We start from the raw sequence: 24,046 nt of genomic DNA on the forward strand, positions 1-24,046 counted from the left end.
ACTCTCCTTCAGCCGCTTTGCCGAACCATAGGCTTGGGCTAAAGTCCGGGCAAGGTTCGCGCCGCGCGAACATCATCGTTGAAACAATGGAGGCCATGCCAATGTTTGCCGAGGACGATCGCCCGAAGCCCAACAAGCAACACGAGATCGGATCCGATCTGACCTTCCTGTCGGCCGGCGAACTGGACGAGCGAATCGCCCTGCTCAGGCAGGAAATTGCCCGTCTGGAAGCCGACAAGGCTTCAAAAACCTCCAGCCGCAGCGCCGCGGAGGGTTTTTTCAAATCGAAATAGGTCATTCCGGTCAGAGACTTAAGGCAATTCTGAATCCTGTTAAGTTTCCGGTAAGCTTTACAAGTGTTTACTATAAACATCCAGGCTTCCTGGATTTGACAGTTTGGCCTAGGCCACACTGTTTGACGCCTCCCTGTTAAACTCTTGAGAGCCGCTCATGCGGCTCTTTTTTTGTTTGACGCTCTTCCTGATTGAGCTGTTGATGGACTGGGGCAAGTGGCGAAAAGCCATTGCTACCCGCTCCTGGGTGCGCCAAAATCCTCTTTGAAAAGCATACTGAACCCCGACTAAAACCCGACCTGTGCGGGCGTTTGTGACGTTAACCCTTTCTTAACAATAAACTTGCCGAGGCGCGTTCAAAGCGCCAAGATACAAGGGCTCGGCGGCAATGGATGACGTCAAGCTGATCGCCGACTTGCAGTGTATTTCGTAATCAGGATTCCCGGCCAATGTCAGAACCCCGCCTCAACACCGTCAATCTCGCAGACCGCATGGCCAATTCGGCCCAGTTCAAGGCGCTCTACGCCGAAGGAATGGGGCTGGTCGAGGAAACCGCAAATTATCTCGACGGGCCGGGGCGAACCTCATCCAAATCGCTGCCGCGCATCGCTGCTGTGCTTTACGCAGCGGAATCGATGCGCCTGACCACGCGCTTGATGCAAATGGCCTCCTGGCTGCTGCTCCAGCGCGCCGTCAACAATGGCGAGATGAACCGTGACCAGGTGATGGCCGAGAAGAGCAAGGTGCGCCTCGACAGCTTCAATTGCGACCGATCAGCGCCCGGCTGGGCCGATCTGCCCGAAGAATTCCGTGATCTGGTTGAACGCTCGCTGCGGATCCAGAACCGTGTCGCGATTCTCGATCGGGAAATCTACCGTCCGGCGGAGGCCGCTGCCATGAAACCGGACAATGAAAACTCGGTTCAGGCCCAGCAGCATCTCCTGCAGACAGTCTTCTCCAGACGCTGAACCGGTGCTGTGCTCGGGCGGACATGCTTGAGCACGGACAACCAAGATAGTCAGGCCCGCACATCCGTTGCGGGCTTTTTTGCGTGTATGCCAGGGATGCGAACGTCCAGGCACCCCTCATTCGCACCAGACCATTTCGGGTGGGCAACGGCGGGTCGCACCAGACGGCAGACACAAAAAAACCCGCCGAAACCGGCGGGTTTTGATCGTCCGGGCAAAGCCGGAAATCTTACAGGCTGAGGCCTTCGAAGCGCTTCTTGAACTTCGACAGGCGGCCACCGCGGTCCAGCATCTGCTGATTGCCGCCGGTCCATGCCGGATGCGACTTCGGGTCGATTTCCAGGTTCATGGTGTCGCCTTCAGCGCCCCATGTCGACTGGGTCATGTATTCGGTACCGTCGGTCATGACCACCTTGATCATGTGGTATTCGGGATGGATGTTCGCCTTCATTTTTTCGTCCTGCCGTTGGGAGGCCCCTGCGCAACATTGCTTGCGGCATATTGGCCAAACACATAAATGAAGCCGGTGTCCGTGTGGGCAACGGCTTTCCAATTCGATGGCGAGCCTATACATGAAGGCACCGTCGATAACAAGGGCCGCGTCTGTTTTTGCAGGCCGCTCACCGGCCGCATACGCATAGCCTAGGAGATGACGTGGCAGATCAATCCAACACTCAACCAGCGGCACGCCGTTCCGTGCGGCCGCTTGCCCGACTTTTCCCCTATATCAAACGCTATCCGCGCCTTGTGCTGGGCGCGCTTGCCGCACTGTTGCTGGCTGCAGTCACGACGTTGACCCTTCCAACAGCCGTACGCCGGATGATCGACCACGGCTTTTCGGCCCAGGACGCAGGCTTCGTCAACAGCTACTTTTCCATGCTGGCGGCAATCGCCCTGTTGCTCGCCCTTGCCTCTGCCTGCCGCTATTATTTCGTCATCACGCTGGGCGAGCGCGTGGTCGCCGACATCCGCCGCGACGTGTTTGACCATGTCACCCGGCTGTCGGCTTCCTTTTACGACGCCAACCGGTCGGGCGAAATCATTTCACGGCTGACCGCCGACACCACCCAGATCAAATCAACCGTCGGCGCGACCGCTTCGGTTGCCCTGCGCAACATGATTCTGTGCGTGGGCGCAGGCGGCATGATGTTCATCACCTCGCCCAAACTCTCGGGCCTGGTGCTCGCCGCAATTCCGCTGATCGTGTTTCCGCTGGTTGGCTTTGGCCGCAAGGTCCGCAAGCGCTCGCGTGCCGCCCAGGATACCCTTGCTGAAGCCATGACCTACGCCGGCGAAGCGATTGGTGCCACCCGCACGCTGCAAGCCTTCAACACCGAAGCCCGTGCCCAGGCAAGCTTCGGTGAAGCCGTGGAAGCCTCCTTTGGCGCTGCCCGCAAATCGATTCTGGCGCGCTCGGTGCTGACCGGCTTTGCCATCGCCATGGCATTCGGGTCAGTGGTTGCGGTGCTCTGGTATGGGGCGCAATCTGTTCTTTCTGGCGAATTGACCCCGGGAACCCTCGGCCAGTTCCTGTTGTATTCGGTGTTTGCCGCAGGAAGCCTTGGCGCACTGTCGGAAGTCTGGGGCGAACTTTCACAAGCTGCCGGCGCCGCCGAGCGGCTGGGCGAACTTCTCGACGAAGTGCCGGAGATTCGCGCACCCGAAAACCCAACGCGTCTGCCCAATCCGCCGATTGGCGATATCCGTTTCGATAACGTGCGCTTTGCCTATCCGGCACGGCCCGGAACCTCGGCGCTGACCGGCACCAGTTTTCATGTCCGGCCCGGCGAAACCGTGGCTGTGGTTGGCGCATCGGGCGCCGGCAAGTCGACCCTGTTTTCGCTGATCCTGAGATTCTACGATCCCACCGCCGGCAAGGTGCTGATCGATAAGGTCGACATCCGCGAGGCTGACCCCGCCGATGTCCGCGACCGCATCGCGCTGGTGCCGCAGGACGTGACCATCTTCGCCGGCAGCGTCGGCGACAACATTGCCTTCGGCCGGGCCGACGCCAGCCAGAAAGACATCGAGGCCGCGGCCCGCGCGGCTCAAGCCCATGATTTCATCCTGGCGCTGGACAAGGGATACGCCACCCCGGTTGGCGAACGCGGCATCACCTTGTCGGGCGGCCAGCGACAGCGGGTCGCCATCGCCCGCGCCATCCTGCGCGATGCGCCGATCCTGCTGCTCGATGAAGCCACGTCCGCGCTGGATGCCGAAAGCGAAACCCTGGTGCAAAAGGCCCTGGAAGGGCTGATGCAGAACCGCACGACCATCGTCATTGCCCACCGGCTGGCGACGGTGTTGCGCGCCGACCGCATACTGGTCATGGACGAGGGCCGGATCATCGAAGAGGGCAACCACCAAGAACTGGTGACGCGCGGCGGCCTCTATGCCCGCCTTGCACGTCTTCAGTTTGAACTTGGCGCCGAAGCGCTGACCCCGAGCGCCACTTCAAATACGGCCAGCTGAGTCTCCCCCGCGCGCAAGCCGGGACTGCTTGGTCGCACACGATCCGTCGCATGTCGTGCCCGCTCTGGGCGGACTGGCACTGTCTGACTGCTGTGAAGCGGGGTGCGGAACATTTCCTCGCACGACGAAACGTACACGCGGCGCTACAGCGCGTAACAATCTTGTGAAGTCGCTCAAATCAGGGTAAACAGTCTTTGTTCGTCTGGAAGCCACGCGGGAGACGGGACCTTGTCCGCGGGCTATAACAGGAACATTCAGAAGGTGTATCCACAATGCGGAATGACGCGGAGTGGCGGACCCTGCTATTGGCGGGCGTTTGCTATGCTGTGTGGTTTTTGCTGGCGTTTGGGTTGGTTGCCCTCCCGGACACGTTACGTGTCCTTTTCATGATTCCTATAATCACGCTGCATTCCTCGCTTCAACACGAGTTTTTACACGGTCACCCTTTCAGGAACCAGAAACTCAACGATCTTCTGATCGCCCCGCCAATCGGAGTGCTGGTGCCCTACCTGCGCTTCAAATCCTGCCACCTAACCCACCACATCAATGAAAACATCACCGACCCCTATGACGATCCGGAGAGTTATTATCTTGACCGGCAGGTCTGGGCGTCGATTCCTGCCTGGCTCAAGCGGTTGCTGGTCGCCAACAACACCCTGACCGGGCGCATGACCCTCGGCCCGGCGCTGGCAACAGTGGGCTTCATCCGCAGCGAATATGGCCGGGTGAGCGCCGGCGACCGATCCATCATCTGGATCTGGGCACGCCACGCCGTTGCCATTGCGCTGTTGTTCTGGCTTGTAAGCCGTTATGGCAGCCTGCACCCTGCAGCCTATTTCATCGCCGCCTATTTCGGCATGGGCCTGTTGATGGTGCGCTCGTTCATCGAGCACCAGGCCGTCGAGAAAGCCAATCAGCGCTCGGTGATCATCGAGACCAGAGGGCCGTTGAGCTTGCTGTTTCTCAACAACAACTATCACTCGGTGCATCACGCCTACCCCTCGCTTGCCTGGTACCGCATTCCCGAATTCTTCAGGAAAAACAGGGCGCGGTTCCTGCGCATGAATGGCGGCTACCGCTATGAGAGCTACTGGGAAGTGTTCCGCCGTTTCGGTTTCCGGCCCAAGGAGCCTGTGGCCTATCCTATGGAACCGAACCGGACACGCCGCGACGGCGACAGGGACGACCGATGAGCCAGACACATCCGGAGGGCGACGCTGCAACCGGCGTCGCCTCGCTGCCGATGTATGACTGGCCGGAAATCCGTGCAGCGACCGATACGCTGTGGACGGCGATCCGCCAGCAATTGCGGAGCATCGGTATTGCTGCGCCTTACCTGCTGGACCGCGGCGACGACCCGGAACCACTGTGGCGCCACCCGGACCTGATCCTGTCGCAGACCTGTGGTTTTCCCTACGCCAACGGATTGGCGGGCAAGGTAACGCTGATCGGCGCACCAGCCCACGCCGTTACCGGTGCCGCGCCTGGCCGCTATTTCAGCGTGCTGGTTGCACGCAAAGCCCACGCAGCGCCCACACTGGCTGACCTGGTGGATCGGCGCTTTGCCTACAACATGACCCATTCCCAGTCCGGCTTCGCCGCCCCGGTGCGGCTGCTGGCAGCAGGAGGGCATGCCTCGCGCCCGCAGCCATTACAGACAGGCGCACACCGCGCCTCGATCCACGCGGTGGCCAAGGGCGAGGCCGACTGGGCCGCAATCGACGCCGTGACTTGGGAACTGGCCAAGCGCCACGATGCGGCAGCCGACGAGTTGCAGATCTTTGGCAAAACCCCTGAGACCCCGGCGCTGCCGTTAATCGCCAGCATCCGCTACGCCGATCAAGCGGAAGCCATCGCCAGCGCGATCAAGGCTGCCATCAGCTCTCTGCCCGCCAGCATCCGCGATGCGACGCTGGTCACCGGGCTGGCACGGGTCAAACAGTCAGATTATGCGCCCCTGGCAAAGCCGATTCCCGTAAGCGAAGCGCTGCCTGCTTTGAGCATCTGACAACCTGATTCGACGCCGCAATCAGCGTTCGGTCAGCTTGAGCTCAATGCGTCGGTTGGTGGCACGATCAGCATCGGTATCGCCTTCGGCGATCGGCTGGAATTCGCCAAAACCGGCTGCCACCAACCGATTGGCCGGCACCCCTTCGGAGACCAGATATTTGACCACCGATGTCGCCCGAGCGCTGGAAAGCTCCCAGTTGTCGGCGTAGCGGCCATTGCCCGACAACGGCACATCGTCGGTATGACCGTCGACACGAAGCACCCAGTTGATCTCGTCGGGGATCTCCCGTGACAATTCGTTGATCGCGGTCGCGAGTTTGGTCATCTGCTCCTTGCCGGCATCATTGAGCTCGTTGCCGCCCGAGGGAAACAGCACTTCCGACTGGAACACGAACCGGTCCCCCACCACCCGCACGTCCTCGCGGCTCGCCAGGATTTCACGCAAGCGTCCGAAAAAATCGGAGCGGTAGCGGTTGAGCTCCTGCACCCGCTGCGCCAGCGCCACGTTCAATCGTCTTCCAAGATCTGCAATCCTCGCCTGTGTCTGGCGGTCCTTGCTTTCGGAAACCTCGAGCGCGTCTTCAAGCGCGGCAAGTTGTGTTCTGAGCGCCGAGATCTGTTGGTTGAGCAGTTCCACCTGGCTGAGCGCCCGTTGCGAGACCTTCTTTTCCGCATCCAGCGTTTCGCTCAAAGCTCCGATCCTGCTCTCCGCGGCAGCACTGGCGCCGGACCCGCTGGCAAGCAGTTCCTGCAGCCGCGACCGGTCGGCTTCCGCTTCCGACAGGGAGGCCATCATATTGGCGAGGTTGTCTTCGAGATCCTGTTTTCCGGACCGCTCGAGCGCCAGAAGCTGGGTCAGTTCATTGATCTGGCTATTGAGCCGGTTGAGCACCTGGTCACGACCGGAAATCTCGCGCGAGAGAAAAAACTGCGCCAGCACGAATACGGTGAGCAGAAACATGATCGCCAGCAGCAGCGTCGACAGCGCGTCGACAAAGCCGGGCCAGTAATCGACCGTCCGCTCCCGTCGCCGGTTTCGCGCCAGCGCCATGGCCTATTTGTCTCCAAGCTTGTCGGCGAGCTTGTCCAGCGTCTCACGCATCCGCCGCGATTCGACCTGCTGCGCCTCGATCCAGTCCCTGAGCATCTGCTGTTCGTTGCGCATGTTTTTCACCAGCCCCTGAATGCCCTCGGCAAGGCTTGCCATTGCCGCCGTAGTTCGCGGCGTCACGCCGGAATCCTGCGACAGTTTCTGCATCCGCTCGGTCAGCATCCGGATCTCTTCGGCTGCAGCCGTGCCATCAGCGGGCATCGTCATGCCGGAATCGAGATCCGTCATGGTCGAGAGCCAGTTTTCGAGTTCGGTATAAAACCGGTTCTGCGCCCGGCCCGCCTGCAGATCAAGAAATCCCAGCACCAGCGAACCGGCGAGACCAAACAGCGAGGAGGAGAACGCCGTTCCCATGCCGTCAAGCGGGGCCGACAGTCCGGTTTTCAATGTTGACAGCAGATCCTCGGTACCGCCGGAGCCCGGGTTGAGCGACTGGATCACCTGGTTGATCGAACCGATGGTACCGAGCAAACCCCAGAATGTTCCAAGCAGGCCCAAAAATACCAGCAACCCGATCAGGTAGCGCGAGGTGTCGCGTGATTCGTCGAGTCGGGTGGCAATAGAATCAAGGATCGAGCGAAGCGACGTCGTTGACAGCGCCATTTCCTGACGCCGCCCGATCAGCGCCCGCATAGGCGCCAGCAACACCGGATCGCGACCGACTTTCTCGGCATCGCCGGTAGCCCTGAGCGAATTAACCCACCGCACTTCCGGGCGAAGCCTCAGCACATGGGTGAAAACCAGCAGCACGCCGACCGCGAGAACACCCAGGATCAGGCCATTGAGCCCTGGATTGGCAAGAAAAGCATCATGGATCTGCCGATAGAGAATCGCGGCAACAAAGCCGGAGAGGATGAGAAAGATCATCATGCTCCAGAAGAAAACCAGCGGGCTCGAGAGCTTGTGCGGATCCGCGCCGCTGCCGTCCTCGGAGATGCCCCATCCAGACAATGTCAGTTTTGCCATGCTTGTCCGTCCCGGCCTTGTCTTGCTTCAACACTTGCCGCGAACACTAACCGATAATATGGCGTAATTGGAAGCGTGCCGGAAAAACAACCTCATACAGGCCTGCTCAGGCTTTCGGAACAGGCCTTTGCACCAGTTCCAGCACGCCTTTGAGGATGTACTCGTTGCCGGCAGCAATGGAGCGTGTGCCGAACATGTCGGTCCCGCCCTTTGTGTCGGCAATAAAGCCGCCTGCTTCGCGGATCAGGATCATGCCCGCAGCCATGTCCCAGGCCTCAAGCGGCTTTTCCCAGAAACCATCAAGCCGCCCGGCAGCAACATAAGCCAGATCCAGCGCCGCAGCCCCGAACCGGCGAATGCCCGCGCACTCACCCATGATGTGGCGCAGCTCGACCAGGAAGTTGCCGTGATGACCACGTCCGAGATGAGGCACCCCGGTGCCGATCACCGCATCCGACATCGCCTTGCGGCCGGCAACCCGCAAGCGCCGGTCGTTGAGGAATGCCCCGCCACCGCGTTCAGCGGTGTAAAGCTCGTCGGTAGATGGGTTGTAAATAACACCCGCGACGATATCGCCGTTGCGTTCAAGCGCAATCGAAACCGCAAAATGCGGAATGCCGTGCAGAAAATTGGTTGTGCCATCGAGCGGATCGACGATCCAGCGGTGGGCACCGTCGGTACCCGCCATCTCAATGCTTTCCTCACCCAGGAATCCATAGGTCGGACGCGCACGCAGCAATTCGGTCTTGATGATCGATTCGGCCTTGCGATCAGCCTGGGTGACATAATCGCCAGGTCCCTTGAGCGATACCTGCAGATTCTGCACCTCGCCGAAATCGCGGGCAAGCGAGCGCCCGGCTTTCAGCGCCGACTGCACCATCACGTTGAGAAGGGCTGAACGCGCCATCTATATCATTCCTTGGTTTTTGCGACCGGGGTTATGCGAGCGGTCGGCGCCTCGCGCCTACCATCCGATCGAACGATTTATTCGGCGCGGCGCAAATAGGTCAGTTCGTTGGTGTCGACCACAACCCGCTCGCCTGACGAGATAAACGGCGGAACCAGGATGCGCACACCATTTTCGAGTATCGCAGGCTTGTAGGAAGATGCAGCTGTCTGCCCCTTGACCACAGGATCCGCCTCGGCAATCGTCAGTGTCACATGATCGGGAAGCGCGATGCCGATCGGTCGTTCGTCGTACAATTCCACCGTCACCATCATGCCGTCCTGCAGGAAGGCGCGGCGATCGCCAACAAATTCCTTCTGCAATTCAAGCTGCTCGTAGCTTTCCAGATCCATGAACACCAAGGCTTCCCCCTGCTCGTAGAGGAACTGAAAATCCTTCTGTTCAAGCCGAATGCGCTCGACCGTTTCCGAAGCCCGGAAACGCTCGTTGAGCTTGGTGCCGTCGATCAGGTTCTTCATTTCCACCTGATTGAAGGCGCCGCCCTTGCCGGGCTTCACGGCGTTGGTTTTGACTACTGCCCACAGGCCACCATTGTGCTCGAGCACGTTACCGGGGCGAATTTCATTTCCATTGATTTTCATGAAAGCATTCCGCGTCAAGCTTGCCCGGCCGACATTCGGCGCGGTTTGGCGGCTTCAAGACCACAATTGGCGCGGCTTTTCAAGTCTGCGCCGACGATGACCGGCAGCAGGAACCCGATTCAGCGCTTGCCGAACTGGTTCGCAGCCTCCAGCGCCTGCTTTTGTTCTTCCTCGGTCAATCCCTGGTAGAAATCATCAAGCGACCGGTCGTCAAAGCCTGCGCGGCGCGACAGGATATACCATTTGCCTGCTTCCACCGGATCACCCAGGGTGCCAATCGCATTGATGTGCAGCACCGCCATCCGGTTTTGCGCCACCACGTTGCCGCGGTTGGCAGCCACCTGCATCCAGCGGAACCCTTCCTCATAGTCCTTCTCACCGCCGATCCCGTCGATCAACCAGATTGCATAATCGAGCAGCGCCGTTTCAAAACCGGCCCGCGCCGCCTTTTCCATCCATTCACGTGCCCTGCCCCGTTTTGCATCGGGCACACCGGCAGTGTTGATGTAGACCTGCGCGAGCGCATATTGCGCGTCCGGAACGCCCTGTTCGGCGGATTTCTCGAAATACGGCAAGGCTTCAAGGATACCCGATGGCCCGGGCTTGGCCGAAACCAGAATTTGCGCGTAGTTGAACTGGGCAAAGGCATTGCCTGCATCGGCGGCCTTTTTCATCAAGACCTCGGCCTTGGCCTTGTCCGGCGTGACATATTTGCCTTCAAGCAGCATCAATCCGTATTTGAACTGGGCCGAAGCGTCGCCACTTTCGGCCGCCTGACTATACCAGAACGCCGCATCACCCATGCTGCGCGGAACGCCGAGGCCGGAGGCGAACAATTCGGCCAGCAAAGTCTGCGCCGCCGGATCGCCCAGTTGCGCCCGCGGCAGCGCCAGTTCCATCGCCGTCAGGTAATAGCCGCGTTGAAAAGCACCAAACGCCCGGACGGTGGCGTCATCGGAAGCGGGTGTTTGGGTCGCGCCATCTGGCTGCGGCGCTATCGCGTCCGCATCGGTCGGCGCCTTGAGTGTTCCGCCAGCTTTTGGAATTCCCGCAGCGTCTTGAGCAGCAGTTATCTCTTGCGGTCCTGTTATCTCCTGAGACATTGCCGGCAGTGTGCTTGCCAGCACCAGCACTGACAGCACGAACGGATACCGTGATCGCTGAGTAATTTTTTGCGCGGCAAAGCCGCTGCCGGAGCCGACCGTAGGATCAATCATCCGGCGCATTATCGCCCGAACCGTGGCGCTTTTTCGTCAAGCACCGCATTGATTTCCGCAACCACGCGCGGCGCATTCGCCGGATCGGAAAACACCGCCTGCCCAAAGGCGATGAATTCAGCCCCGGTTTGTGCCATTTCCTCCACGAATGCAGTACTGGTTCCGCCCATCACCACACATGGCAGCTCGATCATGTCGGCCCACCATTCCCCCAGTGCGATGTTCTTGCGATGTGGCTCGGGCTTGATGTCGCCGCTGATCGACCCGAACATGACGTAATCCGGCTGCGCTTCGCCAATCGCCAGCGCCGAATGCCGTTCGCGCGCATTGCCGCCGCCGACGATCAGGCCAGGCGCATGCTGTTTGACAGCCTCCATCATCGCTTGCGGCCCGGCCTCGATATGCAGGCCGTCGGCGCGAACCCGGCCGGCAACCCGGGTATCGCCGGCAATAAGGGCGGCAGCGCCCGCCGCCTGGATGACCGGCAGCAGGGCTTCGCACCGTTTTTGAAAGCTCTTTTCGTCAAGTCCGTGCTGCGGAATGATCACCGAAGCGACATCGCCGCCGCGCAGGGCGCCCTCGACAATTCCGGCGAGTTCGTTTGCATCGGCAATATCGGGCGTTACAAGAACCAGACGGCAGCGATTGGTGAGGTCGGTCATGAGATATCCTATCGCAAACGGCGCTGAAGACCGTTATGGCCAAACAATTGCAGACGGGATAGACCGGCTCGGCACAAGGATCAACTGCCCCGATGATGACCGACCCGTTCTTCTATGCCACGGCAATTCCCGCGGTCATCATGATCGGGCTGTCCAAAGGCGGATTTGGCGGCGCCTTGGCGCTGCTTGGCGTACTGCTGATGGCGCTAACAATTCCGCCGGTCCAGACCGCGGCAATCTTGTTGCCGATCATCATTGTCATGGACATGGTCAGCCTATGGAGCTGGCGCGGCCACAAGGACAACAGAACGCTTTTCATCATGTTGCCCGGTGCGATCGTCGGCATCACCATCGGCTGGGCCACGGCCGCCTGGGTCACCAACCCGATGATCCGCCTGATCGTCGGCGTCGTGGCGCTGCTGTTCGTTACCCGCTTTGTCAGCACCAACATGATTGCCCGGCGCAACGACAGCCCACCACCCGTAGAGGGGCATAGGCCGCTGCTAGGACTGTTCTGGGGCACCCTGTCAGGCTTCACCAGCTTTGTTTCCCATGCCGGCGGCCCGCCCTATCAAATCTACGCCTTACCGCTGAAGCAAGATCCGAAGACCTACACCGGCACCAGTGTTCACTATTTTGCCGTCGTCAATGCCGTCAAGCTCGCACCCTATTTCGCACTCGGTCAGTTCGACATGACCAATCTGTCGACCTCGCTGGTATTGGCGCCGTTGGCCCCGGTGGCTACCTTGGCCGGTGTCTTCATCGTCAAGCGCATGCGGCCCGAGATATTTTACCCGTTCATGTACCTGATGGTGTTTCTCACATCGCTGAAACTGATCTGGGACGGCGTCACGCGCTTACTGGCTGGATGACAAATGGCCGTCCAGATGATTTGATGCGGTTAAATCGCGATCAGACCGGCACTGGATCTTCCCTTGAGCAGCAACCCTTACGAAACCGACCTTGACCGCAACGAAGCCAATTACCAGCCGCTGACGCCGCTGGCGCATCTTGAACGTGCAGCATTGGTTCATCCCGACCATATAGCGATCATCCATGGCGCGATGCGGGTGACCTATCGCGTGTTCCTGGAGCGCTCGAAACGACTGGCCAATGCGATCGCAGCCTTGGCAATCGGCAAGGGCGATACGGTTTCGGTAATGCTGCCAAACACACCGGCGATGCTGGAAGCCCATCATGGCATCCCGATGACCGGCGCGGTGCTGCATTGCATCAACACCCGGCTCGATCCGCAGGCAATCGCGTTCCAACTGGATCACGCCGACTGCAAGGTTCTGATCGTCGATCGCGAATTCTCTGCGGTGATGGCCGAAGCATTGGCGCTTGCCAAGGTCTCACCGGTGGTCATCGATTATGATGACGCCGAATATCCCGAAGACGCACCATTTCCCAAGGGGCCGCCGATCGGTCAGCATGACTATGAGGCGTTCATCCTCGCAGCCTCGTCTGATTTCACCCGCACCGCGCCAGATGACGAATGGGATTCGATTTCGCTCAACTATACCTCCGGCACCACCGGCAACCCCAAGGGCGTGGTCTATCACCACCGCGGCGCGGCATTGATGGGCTATTCCAACGTCATCGCCTCGGGCATGGGCCCGCATCCGGTCTATCTGTGGACGCTGCCGATGTTTCATTGCAACGGATGGTGCTTCCCCTGGACGCTCGGCGTGGTCGGCGGCACCCATGTCTGCTTGCGCTGGGTCCGCGCCAAAGCGATGTACGAGGCCATCGCCGAGCATGGTGTCACCCACTTGTGCGGAGCGCCGATTGTCATGTCGATATTGCTGAACGCGCCGGATCACGAAAAAAGGGATTTCTCTCACACCGTCAGCTTCAATACCGCCGCCGCGCCGCCACCCGAAGCGGTGCTTGCCGGCATGGCCGAGGCCGGATTCGAGGTGGTGCATCTTTACGGCCTGACCGAAACCTACGGGCCGGCGGTCGTCAATGAATGGAAGGCCGAATGGTCAGCGCTTGAGCCCGGTGCGCGTATCACCAAGAAGGCCCGCCAGGGCGTTCGCTACCCGGCACTCGAAAATCTCGCTGTAATGGATCCCGGCACCATGCAGAAAACCCCGGCTGACGGACAAACCATCGGCGAGGTAATGTTCCGGGGCAACATCGTCATGAAGGGTTACCTGAAAAACCCCGAGGCCAGTGCCGAAGCTTTCCGCGGCGGCTGGTTTCATTCAGGCGATCTCGGGGTGATGCACCCCGATGGCTATCTGCAGCTCAAGGACCGCTCCAAGGACATCATCATATCCGGTGGTGAGAATATTTCCTCGATCGAGGTCGAGGACGCGCTTTACAAGCATCCGGCAATCTTGGCCGCTGCCGTGGTGGCGCGCCCTGACGACAAATGGGGCGAGACCCCTTGCGCCTTTGTCGAACTGCGGCTGGGATACAGCTTGAGCGAAAACGACGTCATCGAGCACTGCCGCGTGCTGCTGGCGCGGTTCAAATGCCCGCGAACCGTCATATTCCGGGAAATTCCAAAGACATCGACCGGCAAAATCCAGAAATTCCTGCTGCGCGATGAATTCAAGTCGACGGACTGACCTGATGCCGTAAACAGCACTCCCTCGTCGTGAGATTTCCATCCCACGCAGCCGGCCAATAGTTGCGCGGATCAGTGCTTGCCGGGCCAATGCCAATGGCATAGCCTGAGCTCATGACAGTAGATGTGTTCCAAGCTATCGCTGACCCCAACAGGCGCCATATTCTCGAGGAATTGCGCCGCCGTCCGCGCACTGTCAATGAATTGGCTGAAGGTCTTCCAATCAGCCGCCCGGCGGTATCACAGCATCTCAAGGCTCTTCTCGATAGCGGGCTGGTCACAGTGAAGAGCCAGGGCACCAGCCGCATCTATGCGGTCAGGCTGGATGGCTTCATGCACATCAATCTCTGGGTCGATCAGTTCTGGAGCTGAGGTTTCAGTTATGCACCCCCAGAGCGGCGTGATCCGGCCTGAATTGACCGTCGCTGAGGCTTCCGCCCTGCATTTTCCGATAATTGCAAAAAAATAGAGGGGCGGGGATTTTCCCCGCGCCCTGTCATGGGGAGGTCATGTAAATCTGATCAGTGTTGTGTGTCGGAGCGGAGACGTTTGATCTCGTCCCTGAGGCGCAACTTGCGGCGTTTGATGTTCGCGATCGTCTGATCATGGACCGACGGTTGTCCGAGTACCGCACGGAGTTCGGCTTCCAATTCCCCGTGCTTCTTTTCAAGCGATGCAAGATGGGCATCAATCGACATGGGCAACTCCTGTGTTAGAAAGCGCCGGCGCCGGAACGCCGAAGCGCTGGTTTCTTGACACTGTCGAGTGTGCCACGGCTCTGCGCGTTTGTCGAAGGCGATTTCTTGAATGGGGATAACTTCCCGTTACCATTGAATCTGTGGTAGGAGCGCCGAAATGACAAAAACGGTCGGGCCTCGTCGGCGCCGGCCAGATGTGTGAGACGGGGAAAGTGAATGCGCGACCAGGAACAGGCGGAACTTCGCATGCTTGTGGCGCGATTGCGCCATGAGCACGAGGATTACGACGTCGCAATCAACGCCATGATTCAGACCGGCTGCGACCAATTGCGCATCCAGCGCATGAAAAAGAAAAAGCTCGTCATCAAAGACAAGATCACCAATATCGAAGACCAGATCATCCCGGACATTATTGCCTGACCCGCAGGAGCCCAGCATGATGCAGAATCCAACGCCGCTGGTCGCCGTGATTATGGGCAGCCAGTCTGACTGGCCGACCATGAAACACGCCGCCGAGACGCTGGCTGAGCTGGGAATCACCCATCAGCCTCTGATCGTCTCGGCCCACCGCACCCCGGACCGTCTCGTTTCATTTGCCAAGGGTGCCCGTGAGCAGGGCTTCAAGGTCATCATCGCCGGCGCCGGCGGCGCTGCCCACTTGCCTGGCATGACGGCCGCATTCACGCCGTTGCCGGTATTTGGCGTGCCGATCGAATCAAAAGCGCTGTCAGGCCAGGACAGTTTGTTGTCGATCGTTCAGATGCCGGCCGGCATTCCCGTTGGCACGCTCGCCATCGGCAGGGCCGGAGCAGTTAACGCGGCACTGCTCGCCGCCAGTGTCCTCGCACTCTCCGATGAAGCGCTGGCCGGACGGCTCGACGCTTGGCGGCAGGCCCGCACCGACGCCGTGGCCGAACAGCCGGAAGATCAGCCATGAACGATGCCCCGCTCGCGCCCGGAGCGATGATCGGCATTATCGGCGGTGGCCAGCTCGGTCGCATGCTGGCAATGGCTGCCGGACGGCTTGGCTACCAGACGGTCATCCTCGACCCCGCAGAACATGCGCCCGCAGCCCAGATGGCCAATCGGCAGATTGTTGCCGCCTATGATGACCCGCAAGCACTTGAACAACTCGCCGCGCTCTGTGACGTCGTCACCTATGAATTCGAAAATGTCCCGGTCGCCGCGGTCGAATGGCTTGAACAGCGGGTACCGGTCAGACCTGGCTCGAAAGCGCTCAAGGTTGCCCAGGACAGGCTTCTGGAAAAAGCCATGGCCGCAGAGCTGGGCGCCGAAACCGCCCTGTTCGCTGCCGTCTCCAACCGCTCCGAGCTTGACCGGTCAATTGCTGTTACCGGTTTGCCGGCAGTGTTGAAGACCACCCGGCTGGGCTATGACGGCAAGGGACAGGCCAAGATCGTCCGTCCCGAAGACGCCGACGCTGCCTTTGCGGCCATGCGCAGACAGATGGCCGTGCTCGAATCCTTCGTGCATTTCGAATCCGAAGTATCGGTGGTCGCAGCCCGCGGCCTCTCCGGCGAGGTTCGGGCCTATGACGTCGCTGAGAACATCCATCGCGACCACATCCTGCATACCTCCACCGTGCCGTCGCAACTGGGGCCCCAGGCCCGTGCCGAAGCACTTCGCATTGCCGGACTGATCGCCAGGCATCTCGATTATGTCGGTGTGTTCGCTGTCGAGTTCTTCGCCGTTCGCGATGGCGAAGGCCACCGCCTGCTGGTCAACGAGATGGCGCCTCGGGTCCACAACTCCGGTCACTGGACCGAGGCTGCCTGCACGGTCTCGCAATTCGAACAGCATATCCGCGCCATCGCCGGGCTGCCGCTCGGCCATACCGACCGTCATTCCGATTGCGTGATGGAAAACCTGATCGGCGCCGATATCGACAGGCTGCCCAAGATTGCCGCAGAGCCCGATGCATTGATCCATCTCTACGGCAAGGCCGAGGCCCGTCCCGGCCGCAAGATGGGCCATGTAACCCGGATCAGCCCGCTGACAACGCGTTGAAGCCCCGTTTCAGCCGGGAAAAAGCTGCCGCGGAGTTGACAGCATAATCCCGAGCAGGTACATCGCAGACAACCGAATGAGCGCGTCCATGGCTGGCGCGTTTTTGATTGAATGGGCGGCTCGGATCGCCAGTTAACTCGCGGATCAGAACAATGAAGATCAAAAATTCGCTCAAGGCGCTCAAGGCTCGTCACCGTGACAACCAGTTGGTTCGTCGCAAGGGCCGGGTTTACATCATCAACAAGCAGAACCCGCGCTTCAAGGCTCGTCAGGGCTGAAGCTGCTGGCAGCTTGTGCCATCACTGAAATTTGCATTTGATCTTTGGCGCAGACGGACTAACTTTCCGCATGCGCCTTTTTTCATTTCCAAAGCTGCTCTCGCTGACCGCCGCCCTGCTGCTGCTGCTGGCTGGCCCCTTGTCGACGTCGGCACGAGCACAGGCAGAAGCGGACAAACCCGCCTTCCCCCAATCTGAATTCGCCCCCGAGCCCGCTGCGGCGCTTGATCGCTTGTTTGCCGAGCTCAAGCGTGAGCGAGACGCCGGGCAGGCCGAACGCATCAGCGATCGCATCTGGGCGCAGTGGCGCGATTCGGGGAGTGCCACGGCCAACCTGCTGCTGCAATGGGCCGACAAGGCAATCGCCGAGAAGAAGAACGGCTTTGCGCTCGACCTGCTCGACCAGATCGTGGTGCTGATGCCCGACTTCGCAGAGGGCTGGAACCGGCGCGCCACGCTGCATTTCATGATGGGTGATCAATCCAAGTCCATGGCAGACATCAACCGGGTGCTGTCGCTCGAACCCAGGCATTTTGGTGCCCTGGCCGGTATGGCAGCAATCCTCGAGGAAACCGGCAACGATGCACTGGCGCTGCGGGCCTGGGAGCAGTTGCTAGCGGTTTATCCGGCAAATCCCCAGGCGCAGCAGAAGCTTGGCGAACTGGCTGACAAGTTGGCGGGCTCCAGAATCTGACCCGCGCCTGAAACTTTCCGGTCGGTATTTCCGTACCCCCTATGGCTTCCGCACTTTACAGCACTGTCCCGCATGTCATTCCCAAAACCGATCCGAGCCATGATGATCTATTTCCTTGCCACCCTTGTGTTGCTGGTTGCCGGCCTTGCGGTCTGGACCCGGATCAAGGCCCGCGAGATCGAAGCGCAGTATCCGCCAATCGGCGAGATGGTCGATGTCGGCGGCTACGCGCTGCACGCCGTGCACGTGCCCCTCCCGGAGCGGGCAGACTTGCCGCCTTTGGTGTTCATTCATGGTGCCAGTGGAAATTTGCGCGATCAGATGGCGCCGTTCAGGCCAGGTTTGGAAGGGCGCGCTGAAATACTATTCATCGACCGCCCCGGCCATGGCTGGTCCGAGCGCGGCGGCGCTGAAAATCAGACGCCAGGCGGGCAGGCCTCCGCCATTGCCCGCGCCATGCAGGCCAAGGGAATGACAAAAGCGATCATCATCGGCCATTCCTTCGGCGGCGCGATTGCTGCGAGCTTTGCGCTCGACCATCCACAAATGACTGCTGGTCTGGTTTTCCTCGCACCCGCGACCCATCCCTGGCCCGGCGGCGTAAGCTGGTATTACGAACTCGCCAGCCTGCCGCTGGTCGGACCGTTGTTTGCCCATACGCTGGCGTTGCCGGCGGGCCTGACGCGGCTGGAGAGCGGTTCGGCTTGCGTGTTTGCACCCAATCCAAAGCCCGCTGACTATGTCGACATCACCGCGCCGGCGCTGGTGCTAAGGCCACAGGCGTTTCGCAACAACGCCATCGACGTCACCGGCCTCAAACCCTATCTGAGCCGGGTGTCACCGCGCTACCGTGAGATCAAGACGCCAACCGCCATCGTTACCGGCGACAGTGATTCGGTGGTTCTGGCGCACATCCATTCGGAAGGGCTGGCGCGCGACATCGAAGGGGCCGAACTGGTGTGGATCCGCAATCTTGGCCACAAGCCAGACCACGTCGTCACCGAACTCGCGATCCGCGCGATCGAAAAGGTGGCGGGACTGGACGTTGATCTGCAAGCCGCCGCAGCGATGGCCGAAGCGCAGCTTGCCAGCGACCACGCCGTTTGCCCGGGCGAGGTCTCGTCGGAGGTCTGAGCGGCCCGCGCCTTTTGCTATGAGAGGTAGCGGATCAGATCCCGGACATGCCGTCAGAGCCGATATAGGCGATCCGCAACATGTTGGTCGATCCCGGCGTTCCCAGCGGCACGCCCGCCGAAATGATGATCCGGTCCCCGGGCTTGCCGAACCCTTCCCGGAAGGTGATGCGGCAAGCACGGTCAACCATATCGTCGAGGTCGGTAGCATCCTCGGTAACCACACAATGCAGCCCCCAGACGACCGACAGCCGCCGCGCGGTCTGGATCACAGGGCTGAGTGCGATGATCGGCACCTGTGGCCGTTCGCGCGCCGCGCGCAGACCGGTTGTGCCCGAGGAGGTGTAGCAGACCACAGCCGACAGGTTGAGCGTTTCGGCGATCTGACGGGCTGCCAGCGAAATCGCGTCGGCACCGGTCGCGTCGGGCTGCGGGCGCTGGGCATAGATGATGCCCGGATAATTCGGGTCGAGTTCGACCTTGCGGGCGATTGACGCCATGGTCGACACGGCTTCCACCGGGTAGTCGCCGGCTGCCGATTCCGCCGACAGCATCACCGCGTCAGCGCCTTCAAAAACGGCTGTCGCCACATCCGACACTTCCGCACGGGTCGGAACCGGTGCCGAGATCATCGATTCGAGCATCTGGGTGGCAACCACCACCGGCTTGCCGGCGCGGCGGCAGGCGCGAATCAGCTGCTTCTGGATACCGGGGACGGATTCAATCGGCATTTCCACGCCGAGATCGCCGCGCGCCACCATCAGCGCATCCGATAGTTCGATGATCTCGTCGATCCGTTCGAGCGCCTGCGGCTTCTCGATCTTTGACATCAGCCCGACCTGGCCACGGGCGATCTTGCGCACTTCGGCAAGATCTTCGGGGCGCTGGATGAACGACAGCGCCACCCAGTCGATATCGTCACCGATGGCGAGCACCGCATCGAGATCGGCGCGGTCTTTTTCGGTGAGCGCGCCGACACCGAGCGTGGTGTCGGGCAGGCTGACGCCCTTGCGATCGGAAATCTTGGTGCCGCTGACCACCTTGCAGGTGATCGACGTCTTGTCCGTTTCGACAGCTACCAACTGCAGCCGTCCGTCATCGATCAACAACCGGTGTCCGGGTTGCACCGCTTCGAGAATTTCAGGGTGCGGCAGGAAAACCCGATTTGCATCGCCCGGCTCGTCGCGACTGTCGAGAACGAATTTCTGCCCGGCGTCCAGCGCCACGGCACCGTCAGCAAACTTGCCCACGCGCAGCTTCGGGCCCTGAAGGTCGGCCAGAATGCCGATTGGGCGACCGCAACTCTTCTCCACTGCGCGGATACGGCCAACCAGTGCCCGCATCACATCGTGACTGGCGTGACTCATGTTGATCCGGAACAGATCGGCGCCTGCCTCATGCAGCTTCCGGATCATTGCCTCATCGGACGAGGCCGGCCCGAGCGTCGCGAGGATTTTTACTTTACGGTGGCGCTGCATCAATTTTGGCTCTCTTGCGATTCCGGGGCATCCGATAGCTGGACCATCCAGCTGCCTTGCCGCCCGGTGTCGTATTCCTTGAAGCCCACGCGCTGATAGCCGCGGGCGAAACAGTCTTCAACGCCGACGATCCGAAACTCGTTGTCGGCGACACACATGTTGATATCGCCAGCCCAGCGGCCACCGCCGCCCGCATCCTCGGCATAAAGGTAATAGTATCGCGAGCCCAGCTGGCCTTCGATCAGGGTGGCGCAGGAATTGGCAGGAATCTGCCACCATCCTTCCGTCACCCAGCCCTCTGCCGTGCGGTAACCGATCGATCCGCCGACCAGCGACTGGGTTCCGTTGCACACACGGAAATCCGCTCTCGCCCCATCCGTCGATGCGAGCATCATGGCACCAACAAACAGCGGAATCAGTGCGGCGAATCTGGTGAGGGAAAGATAGGCTCGGGGCAACTTGCGAAACATCAAATCCGGTCAGTCTCCGCTCATGGCTTAAGTGTTGCTTTTTGCGCTGTGGACCGGTGAAAGTCAACGAAGGACACGGGACTAAAGCCAAAGCTCACAACCTTTCAGGCCCGGGCTTTCGGGGATCCCCCCCGAAGATGCAAGGACAAATGGTTGCCCAGCGACTCTGGTTGTGCAATTGGTCCGGACAAATCCGTCCCCTTCCAACACAGCACCGCGGTCCGCCATGTCCGGCTTTCAGCCTTTTGAGATCATTCCCGGCGACCCCAGCCACGGGTTGGTGATCCTCGCCGACCACGCCATGAACCGTGTGCCGCCCGAATATGGCGATCTGGGCCTGCCCGCCGAAGCCTTTTCCCGGCACATCGCCTACGACATCGGCGTTGAGGGCGTAACCCGCGACCTGTCCGCTCGGCTCGGGGTCCCTGCAGTGCTGGCGTGCTTTTCACGGTTGCTGATCGATCCCAACCGTGGCGAAGACGACCCGACGCTGATCATGAAACTGTCGGACGGCATGGTTATCCCCGCCAATCACCCGCTTGCCGCAAAAGAGCGGGAGCGCCGGCTAAACCTCTACCATCGTCCCTACCACGATGCAGTTTCGTCGGTGATTTCGGATACCGCGCGCACGTCCGGCAAGGCCCCGCTGATCATTTCCATGCATTCCTTCACCCCGGTGTGGAAGGGCACACCACGGCCATGGCACGCCGGTGTCCTGTGGGATGCAGATCCCCGCGCGCTGCGGGTACTGATCGACCTTCTGAGCGCCGATCCGGCGCTGGTCGTAGGCGAAAACGAGCCCTATGAGGGCGCGCTTATCGGCGACACCATGCACCAGCATTGCACGACCACTGGGCTGGCTCACGCCCTGATCGAGATCCGCCAGGACCTGATTTCCGAACAGGCCGGCATCGATGCCTGGGTCGAGCGTCTGGCCCCGATTCTGACATCGACCAACAACCGACCGGAAATGCACGAAATCCGCCATCACGGCTCCAGCCTGGATCGAATGCGACCTGCCCAGGTTCGATAAATCAGCGGGAAAGCTGCAAACACCCTTGACCCGAAGGCGTCGTTTGGGCACTTGAAGCGCATACATCAATGATCCCTCACCTGTCCGTATTAGGAGTGACCCATGTCTGATTCCGGCGCCGTGGCCCGCGACCAACTTCGTTCTTTTGTTGAACGCATCGAACGCTTGGAAGAAGAGAAGAAAACCATTTCTGACGACATCAAGGATGTCTATGGCGAGGCCAAGTCGACCGGCTTTGACGCCAAGGTACTGCGCAAGGTCGTGGCTATCCGCAAGCAGGATGCAAACGACCGGGCAGAGCAGGAAGCAATCCTCGACACCTATCTGCATGCGCTTGGCATGGCGCCCGAACCTGAAGACGCCACCTGATCAGCCACTTCGGCTGACAACACAGATCTAATCGAAGCAAAAGGCCGCCGTCTCAGACGGTGGCCTTTTGCCGTCAAGTCCCTGTACGCCGCGCATCCAATTGGATACGCAAGGGACGCTGCAAAAGCGTGTGAAGGAGTACACGTGTCTGGCTCGCCACATGCACGAGGGCTCGCCCTGCGCGCTGCCGCCGGTGCGCCATGCATCACACGGTCAGTTATCGAAGCGGGCCACGGAAATGAAGTTTACTGCTGATCCGGTGAACTGGTTGTGCGGCAGCTCGCCGCCGCCCGGTGCAAAACCGTTTGCATAGACAACCTTAGGGGCCGCGCGAAGCTGCTGTGCCACGAAATGACGGGCTTTTCCCGGCGACGTCGGCATGGTCTGCATCCGGTCCTGTGCCAGCGCCCAGCTCGAGATGATGGTTTCCGTCAGCTTCGGCTCGGTTCGAATCGCGGCGCGCTGTGGCTGCCCGGCAGCATTGGCCGCCGTGGGCCGGTCGCCCTTGGCGGTGGTCACGTTATGTGCGGGCAAAGGTCGACCGCCGCGCTTGCCGGAAGCCGGAGCCAGTGACGCAAGTTCGATCGCTGCTGGCGCCATCACCCTGTCATTCGGACGATCGCCCGGCCGCCTGATCGGCAAGGGCACGAAGTCTTCACCCGATGGCAATGCCGCAATTTCGGTTTTCGCAACTGGCGCAAGCGCCGGAGCAACCGCAACCGGCTTTTCAGGTGTCGGAACAATAGCAACAGGTGGAACGACTTGCGGCTTTTCCACCGGCAGCGCCGCTGCAGCAAGCATCCGCGCCTGAATCGGATCAGGTTGAGACAGCGCGGCAACTTCAACAGAAGCCGCAGGCTCGGGCTTGACTGCACGTTCAGCCAGCAATTGCGGAACCGGCGCACGGATCTTGGAATAATCGACAATTGCCTCTGGCGGCGCAGCCACGTCGGCATTAGCCGCTGCGACGAAGGCGTTGATCTCTTCCTGGGCGGGCAATACCGGCGCCGGCGGTACAAGCGCTGCAACCACCGTCGGTTGCTCGAGCACAGGCCGCGCCATAGGTATTGGCGCACTGGCAGGCAGGCTCGGCAAGGCCGCAGGCGGCGTTATCGCCGCAGCTGAATCGGAAACGCCGGGCAATGCAGCAACTTCGGTGCGAGCGGGCGCCGGCGCCGGTTTTGGCGCCGCCGAGATTGCTTCTGGTTCTTCATCCTCATCGCCGCCGCCAAACAATGCCGCAAGCAACCCGCCGCCTGAACGGCTGGAGCTGCTACCACCCGAGGACGACGATGCGATGGCGCCACCACGTTTTTTGTATTCGGCCAACGCCACCTGATAGCCCGGCAGCGGCTTTCCGTCGGGCGGAAGATGCAATGTCTTGCCATTGGGGAACAGTTGAACCAGTTCCTGCCGGCTCATGCGCGGCCATGCCCGTACACTGGCGACATCGAGATGCACGAACGGCGAACCCGATTTCGGATAATAGCCGACACCGCCGCCCTGAAGTTTCATCGCGATACCGCGGAGCTTGGACAGCTTCACCCCGGGGATGAAGAAATCCATGGCCTTGCCGAGCATGTGCTGGCTTTTCTTGGCCTGCCCGCCACGGGTCCGGCGCAGCATGTCGTTGGTGGCCGGCGAACGATAGGCGGAGACGACGTTGATATAGCCGTTGGCATTGGATTGACGGTAAACTTCCCAGACAAGGTCGAACAGACGCGGGTCCATCTTGGTCGGCTCGTTGCGGCGCCAATCGCGCAGGAACCGATTGAGCTTGGTAAGCCCGGCCTGATCATAGCGGCCGTTGCGCTTGAAAACGATCTCGGCCTTTTCCTTGGTATGGATGTAATACAGCTTGAGCGACCGCGTCTCAGCCGAGGCAGAAAGCGTCGTCGCCAATCCGGCGGAAACCGCAATCAACGCGAGCAATACCAGCCGCAGCAACACCGACACCACCCCACCGGGCGTGCCGCGTCGACCATGCGCCGCGGGAGAACCCGCGGATATCACCTGACCTGAAACTGATGTCACTGT

27 protein-coding genes are annotated in these 24,046 nt (G+C 60.5%); 16 read left to right on the forward strand and 11 right to left on the reverse strand.

Annotation, left to right across the window (positions count from 1 at the left end; translation table 11 throughout):
- The first annotated feature begins 101 nt into the window (after nt 1–101).
- Together ACK6D9_RS20475 and ACK6D9_RS20480 are read left to right on the forward strand one after the other, a co-directional pair.
- Complete coding sequence (locus ACK6D9_RS20475; RefSeq protein ID WP_412051864.1) at nt 102–293, forward strand: DUF1192 domain-containing protein; 192 nt, start codon at nt 102–104, stop codon at nt 291–293.
- A gap of 449 nt (nt 294–742) precedes the next feature.
- Nucleotides 743–1,261 carry a DUF1465 family protein gene (locus tag ACK6D9_RS20480; RefSeq protein ID WP_322988505.1) on the forward strand — a complete coding sequence of 173 codons (519 nt, stop codon included), beginning with the start codon at nt 743–745 and terminating at the stop codon, nt 1,259–1,261.
- A 229-nt stretch (nt 1,262–1,490) separates the two neighbouring features.
- Here the strand turns inward: ACK6D9_RS20480 and rpmE are convergent, their stop codons facing one another.
- A complete protein-coding gene (rpmE, locus tag ACK6D9_RS20485; protein ID WP_267653818.1) occupies nt 1,491–1,712 on the reverse strand; it encodes a 50S ribosomal protein L31 in 222 nt (73 codons plus the stop codon).
- A 203-nt stretch (nt 1,713–1,915) separates the two neighbouring features.
- Between rpmE and ACK6D9_RS20490 the strand changes: the two genes are divergently transcribed.
- The 3 genes from ACK6D9_RS20490 to ACK6D9_RS20500 all read left to right on the forward strand — a co-directional run bounded on the left by ACK6D9_RS20490 (nt 1,916) and on the right by ACK6D9_RS20500 (nt 5,741).
- On the forward strand, nt 1,916–3,733 hold the full coding sequence (locus tag ACK6D9_RS20490) for an ABC transporter transmembrane domain-containing protein (RefSeq protein WP_412049902.1): 1,818 nt from the start codon (nt 1,916–1,918) through the stop codon (nt 3,731–3,733).
- 386 nt (nt 3,734–4,119) lie between these two features.
- On the forward strand, nt 4,120–4,926 hold the full coding sequence (locus ACK6D9_RS20495; RefSeq protein ID WP_412049903.1) for a fatty acid desaturase: 807 nt from the start codon (nt 4,120–4,122) through the stop codon (nt 4,924–4,926).
- Nucleotides 4,923–5,741, forward strand: a complete 819-nt coding sequence (locus ACK6D9_RS20500; protein WP_412049904.1) for a phosphate/phosphite/phosphonate ABC transporter substrate-binding protein — start codon at nt 4,923–4,925, stop codon at nt 5,739–5,741. The genes ACK6D9_RS20495 and ACK6D9_RS20500 overlap by 4 nt, the downstream gene beginning before the upstream one ends.
- 21 nt (nt 5,742–5,762) lie before the next feature.
- Here the strand turns inward: ACK6D9_RS20500 and ACK6D9_RS20505 are convergent, their stop codons facing one another.
- The 6 genes from ACK6D9_RS20505 to ACK6D9_RS20530 form a co-directional block, all read right to left on the reverse strand.
- Nucleotides 5,763–6,794 carry a peptidoglycan -binding protein gene (locus ACK6D9_RS20505; RefSeq protein ID WP_412049905.1) on the reverse strand — a complete coding sequence of 344 codons (1,032 nt, stop codon included), beginning with the start codon at nt 6,792–6,794 and terminating at the stop codon, nt 5,763–5,765.
- Nucleotides 6,795–6,797: 3 nt separating this feature from the next.
- Nucleotides 6,798–7,820 (reverse strand): flagellar motor protein MotA, encoded by a 1,023-nt coding sequence (locus ACK6D9_RS20510; protein ID WP_322990771.1) that lies wholly within the window; start codon nt 7,818–7,820, stop codon nt 6,798–6,800.
- Between the two features lie 106 nt (nt 7,821–7,926).
- The gene (locus ACK6D9_RS20515) at nt 7,927–8,727 is read right to left on the reverse strand and encodes an inositol monophosphatase family protein (RefSeq protein WP_412049906.1); all 801 of its coding nucleotides are present in this window, start codon (nt 8,725–8,727) and stop codon (nt 7,927–7,929) included.
- Nucleotides 8,728–8,804: 77 nt separating this feature from the next.
- Nucleotides 8,805–9,368: an elongation factor P gene (gene efp, locus ACK6D9_RS20520; protein WP_322990769.1), complete on the reverse strand. Its 564-nt coding sequence runs from the start codon at nt 9,366–9,368 to the stop codon at nt 8,805–8,807.
- A 119-nt stretch (nt 9,369–9,487) separates the two neighbouring features.
- A complete protein-coding gene (locus tag ACK6D9_RS20525; RefSeq protein WP_412051865.1) occupies nt 9,488–10,585 on the reverse strand; it encodes a tetratricopeptide repeat protein in 1,098 nt (365 codons plus the stop codon).
- A gap of 8 nt (nt 10,586–10,593) precedes the next feature.
- Complete coding sequence (locus ACK6D9_RS20530) at nt 10,594–11,247, reverse strand: thiamine phosphate synthase (RefSeq protein WP_322988150.1); 654 nt, start codon at nt 11,245–11,247, stop codon at nt 10,594–10,596.
- 92 nt (nt 11,248–11,339) lie between these two features.
- Between ACK6D9_RS20530 and ACK6D9_RS20535 the strand changes: the two genes are divergently transcribed.
- From ACK6D9_RS20535 to ACK6D9_RS20545, 3 genes are all read left to right on the forward strand, one after another.
- Nucleotides 11,340–12,119 (forward strand): sulfite exporter TauE/SafE family protein, encoded by a 780-nt coding sequence (locus ACK6D9_RS20535; protein ID WP_412049907.1) that lies wholly within the window; start codon nt 11,340–11,342, stop codon nt 12,117–12,119.
- A gap of 63 nt (nt 12,120–12,182) precedes the next feature.
- Entirely contained in the window at nt 12,183–13,829 is a 1,647-nt protein-coding gene (locus ACK6D9_RS20540) for an acyl-CoA synthetase (RefSeq protein ID WP_412049908.1), read from the forward strand.
- Between the two features lie 113 nt (nt 13,830–13,942).
- Nucleotides 13,943–14,200, forward strand: coding sequence for a metalloregulator ArsR/SmtB family transcription factor (locus tag ACK6D9_RS20545; protein ID WP_322988147.1), 258 nt, complete (start codon nt 13,943–13,945; stop codon nt 14,198–14,200).
- A 149-nt stretch (nt 14,201–14,349) separates the two neighbouring features.
- Here the strand turns inward: ACK6D9_RS20545 and ACK6D9_RS20550 are convergent, their stop codons facing one another.
- Nucleotides 14,350–14,526, reverse strand: a complete 177-nt coding sequence (locus ACK6D9_RS20550) for a YdcH family protein (RefSeq protein ID WP_322988146.1) — start codon at nt 14,524–14,526, stop codon at nt 14,350–14,352.
- 216 nt (nt 14,527–14,742) lie between these two features.
- Between ACK6D9_RS20550 and ACK6D9_RS20555 the strand changes: the two genes are divergently transcribed.
- The 6 genes from ACK6D9_RS20555 to ACK6D9_RS20580 all read left to right on the forward strand — a co-directional run bounded on the left by ACK6D9_RS20555 (nt 14,743) and on the right by ACK6D9_RS20580 (nt 18,660).
- The gene (locus ACK6D9_RS20555) at nt 14,743–14,946 is read left to right on the forward strand and encodes a YdcH family protein (protein WP_267653830.1); all 204 of its coding nucleotides are present in this window, start codon (nt 14,743–14,745) and stop codon (nt 14,944–14,946) included.
- A gap of 19 nt (nt 14,947–14,965) precedes the next feature.
- Nucleotides 14,966–15,463 (forward strand): 5-(carboxyamino)imidazole ribonucleotide mutase, encoded by a 498-nt coding sequence (purE, locus tag ACK6D9_RS20560; RefSeq protein ID WP_412051866.1) that lies wholly within the window; start codon nt 14,966–14,968, stop codon nt 15,461–15,463.
- Complete coding sequence (locus ACK6D9_RS20565) at nt 15,460–16,554, forward strand: 5-(carboxyamino)imidazole ribonucleotide synthase (RefSeq protein WP_412049909.1); 1,095 nt, start codon at nt 15,460–15,462, stop codon at nt 16,552–16,554. Before purE ends, ACK6D9_RS20565 begins: the two co-directional genes overlap by 4 nt.
- Before the next feature lie 152 nt (nt 16,555–16,706).
- Complete coding sequence (gene ykgO, locus ACK6D9_RS20570) at nt 16,707–16,832, forward strand: type B 50S ribosomal protein L36 (protein WP_267653833.1); 126 nt, start codon at nt 16,707–16,709, stop codon at nt 16,830–16,832.
- A gap of 70 nt (nt 16,833–16,902) precedes the next feature.
- Nucleotides 16,903–17,526: a hypothetical protein gene (locus tag ACK6D9_RS20575; RefSeq protein WP_412049910.1), complete on the forward strand. Its 624-nt coding sequence runs from the start codon at nt 16,903–16,905 to the stop codon at nt 17,524–17,526.
- 102 nt (nt 17,527–17,628) lie between these two features.
- Complete coding sequence (locus ACK6D9_RS20580) at nt 17,629–18,660, forward strand: alpha/beta fold hydrolase (protein WP_412051867.1); 1,032 nt, start codon at nt 17,629–17,631, stop codon at nt 18,658–18,660.
- A gap of 34 nt (nt 18,661–18,694) precedes the next feature.
- On the opposite strand, the gene pyk is transcribed toward ACK6D9_RS20580, so the two are convergent.
- Together pyk and ACK6D9_RS20590 are read right to left on the reverse strand one after the other, a co-directional pair.
- Nucleotides 18,695–20,137, reverse strand: a complete 1,443-nt coding sequence (gene pyk, locus ACK6D9_RS20585; protein ID WP_322988142.1) for a pyruvate kinase — start codon at nt 20,135–20,137, stop codon at nt 18,695–18,697.
- Nucleotides 20,137–20,532: a DUF1036 domain-containing protein gene (locus ACK6D9_RS20590; protein WP_322988141.1), complete on the reverse strand. Its 396-nt coding sequence runs from the start codon at nt 20,530–20,532 to the stop codon at nt 20,137–20,139. The genes pyk and ACK6D9_RS20590 overlap by 1 nt, the downstream gene beginning before the upstream one ends.
- A 301-nt stretch (nt 20,533–20,833) precedes the next feature.
- Between ACK6D9_RS20590 and ACK6D9_RS20595 the strand changes: the two genes are divergently transcribed.
- Together ACK6D9_RS20595 and ACK6D9_RS20600 are read left to right on the forward strand one after the other, a co-directional pair.
- Nucleotides 20,834–21,640 carry an N-formylglutamate amidohydrolase gene (locus tag ACK6D9_RS20595; RefSeq protein WP_412049911.1) on the forward strand — a complete coding sequence of 269 codons (807 nt, stop codon included), beginning with the start codon at nt 20,834–20,836 and terminating at the stop codon, nt 21,638–21,640.
- A 102-nt stretch (nt 21,641–21,742) separates the two neighbouring features.
- Nucleotides 21,743–22,009 (forward strand): DUF2312 domain-containing protein, encoded by a 267-nt coding sequence (locus tag ACK6D9_RS20600; RefSeq protein WP_322988139.1) that lies wholly within the window; start codon nt 21,743–21,745, stop codon nt 22,007–22,009.
- A 213-nt stretch (nt 22,010–22,222) separates the two neighbouring features.
- Here ACK6D9_RS20600 and ACK6D9_RS20605 read toward each other — a convergent pair whose 3' ends face one another.
- Complete coding sequence (locus ACK6D9_RS20605; protein WP_412049912.1) at nt 22,223–24,043, reverse strand: DUF882 domain-containing protein; 1,821 nt, start codon at nt 24,041–24,043, stop codon at nt 22,223–22,225.
- Nucleotides 24,044–24,046: the final 3 nt, after the last annotated feature.

The sequence above is a fragment of the Hoeflea sp. Naph1 genome, from assembly GCF_046837775.1.
GTDB lineage: Bacteria > Pseudomonadota > Alphaproteobacteria > Rhizobiales > Rhizobiaceae > Hoeflea.

What these genes read in the sequence shown, in the direction of transcription:
- efp (WP_322990769.1), bottom strand. Translation starts at nt 9,368, where the DNA reads ATGAAAATCAATGGAAATGAAATTCGCCCCGGTAACGTGCTCGAGCAC.
- ACK6D9_RS20545 (WP_322988147.1), top strand. Translation starts at nt 13,943, where the DNA reads ATGACAGTAGATGTGTTCCAAGCTATCGCTGACCCCAACAGGCGCCAT.
- ACK6D9_RS20530 (WP_322988150.1), bottom strand. Translation starts at nt 11,247, where the DNA reads ATGACCGACCTCACCAATCGCTGCCGTCTGGTTCTTGTAACGCCCGAT.
- ACK6D9_RS20515 (WP_412049906.1), bottom strand. Translation starts at nt 8,727, where the DNA reads ATGGCGCGTTCAGCCCTTCTCAACGTGATGGTGCAGTCGGCGCTGAAA.
- ACK6D9_RS20550 (WP_322988146.1), bottom strand. Translation starts at nt 14,526, where the DNA reads ATGTCGATTGATGCCCATCTTGCATCGCTTGAAAAGAAGCACGGGGAA.
- ACK6D9_RS20535 (WP_412049907.1), top strand. Translation starts at nt 11,340, where the DNA reads ATGATGACCGACCCGTTCTTCTATGCCACGGCAATTCCCGCGGTCATC.
- ACK6D9_RS20500 (WP_412049904.1), top strand. Translation starts at nt 4,923, where the DNA reads ATGAGCCAGACACATCCGGAGGGCGACGCTGCAACCGGCGTCGCCTCG.
- ACK6D9_RS20510 (WP_322990771.1), bottom strand. Translation starts at nt 7,820, where the DNA reads ATGGCAAAACTGACATTGTCTGGATGGGGCATCTCCGAGGACGGCAGC.
- ACK6D9_RS20600 (WP_322988139.1), top strand. Translation starts at nt 21,743, where the DNA reads ATGTCTGATTCCGGCGCCGTGGCCCGCGACCAACTTCGTTCTTTTGTT.
- ACK6D9_RS20525 (WP_412051865.1), bottom strand. Translation starts at nt 10,585, where the DNA reads ATGATTGATCCTACGGTCGGCTCCGGCAGCGGCTTTGCCGCGCAAAAA.
- ACK6D9_RS20555 (WP_267653830.1), top strand. Translation starts at nt 14,743, where the DNA reads ATGCGCGACCAGGAACAGGCGGAACTTCGCATGCTTGTGGCGCGATTG.
- ACK6D9_RS20580 (WP_412051867.1), top strand. Translation starts at nt 17,629, where the DNA reads ATGATCTATTTCCTTGCCACCCTTGTGTTGCTGGTTGCCGGCCTTGCG.
- ACK6D9_RS20495 (WP_412049903.1), top strand. Translation starts at nt 4,120, where the DNA reads ATGATTCCTATAATCACGCTGCATTCCTCGCTTCAACACGAGTTTTTA.
- ACK6D9_RS20590 (WP_322988141.1), bottom strand. Translation starts at nt 20,532, where the DNA reads ATGATGCTCGCATCGACGGATGGGGCGAGAGCGGATTTCCGTGTGTGC.
- rpmE (WP_267653818.1), bottom strand. Translation starts at nt 1,712, where the DNA reads ATGAAGGCGAACATCCATCCCGAATACCACATGATCAAGGTGGTCATG.
- ACK6D9_RS20595 (WP_412049911.1), top strand. Translation starts at nt 20,834, where the DNA reads ATGTCCGGCTTTCAGCCTTTTGAGATCATTCCCGGCGACCCCAGCCAC.
- pyk (WP_322988142.1), bottom strand. Translation starts at nt 20,137, where the DNA reads ATGCAGCGCCACCGTAAAGTAAAAATCCTCGCGACGCTCGGGCCGGCC.
- ACK6D9_RS20475 (WP_412051864.1), top strand. Translation starts at nt 102, where the DNA reads ATGTTTGCCGAGGACGATCGCCCGAAGCCCAACAAGCAACACGAGATC.
- ACK6D9_RS20505 (WP_412049905.1), bottom strand. Translation starts at nt 6,794, where the DNA reads ATGGCGCTGGCGCGAAACCGGCGACGGGAGCGGACGGTCGATTACTGG.
- ACK6D9_RS20565 (WP_412049909.1), top strand. Translation starts at nt 15,460, where the DNA reads ATGAACGATGCCCCGCTCGCGCCCGGAGCGATGATCGGCATTATCGGC.
- ACK6D9_RS20480 (WP_322988505.1), top strand. Translation starts at nt 743, where the DNA reads ATGTCAGAACCCCGCCTCAACACCGTCAATCTCGCAGACCGCATGGCC.
- ACK6D9_RS20575 (WP_412049910.1), top strand. Translation starts at nt 16,903, where the DNA reads ATGCGCCTTTTTTCATTTCCAAAGCTGCTCTCGCTGACCGCCGCCCTG.
- ykgO (WP_267653833.1), top strand. Translation starts at nt 16,707, where the DNA reads ATGAAGATCAAAAATTCGCTCAAGGCGCTCAAGGCTCGTCACCGTGAC.
- purE (WP_412051866.1), top strand. Translation starts at nt 14,966, where the DNA reads ATGCAGAATCCAACGCCGCTGGTCGCCGTGATTATGGGCAGCCAGTCT.